Origin of the sequence: Streptomyces sp. NRRL S-646 (assembly GCF_000720765.1) — a bacterium.
GTDB lineage: Bacteria > Actinomycetota > Actinomycetes > Streptomycetales > Streptomycetaceae > Streptomyces.
Map to the genome: position 1 here is coordinate 1 of NZ_JODC01000136.1, position 256 is coordinate 256.

Annotated in this window: 1 protein-coding gene; it reads right to left on the reverse strand. The window is 65.6% G+C overall.

All coding sequences use genetic code 11. The features are described from left to right. On the reverse strand, positions 1–256 hold a 256-nt coding region (locus tag IH68_RS0149250; protein ID WP_030950413.1), incomplete at both ends, for an ISAzo13-like element transposase-related protein.

Genomic DNA, 256 nt, shown 5'->3' on the forward strand with positions numbered 1-256 from the left:
GTTGACCCAGCCGGTGTCCGCCGCGAGATCGTAGATCCCGTACGGGACGGCCTTGCCCAGCTGCGGGTCGGCGAAGTCATGGACGTTCACCTGCACCGGGTCAGCCGCAGGCCGCCATTGGCGTCCGTTGTTCTTGAACTCGCCGACGAGCTCCTTGTTCTTGGTGTCCACGCTGATCACCGGCTGGCCGGCCTCCCGGTGATCGCGGGCCTGCTCGTTGAGATAGCGGAACTGGGCATCCCGGTCTGGATGTTGG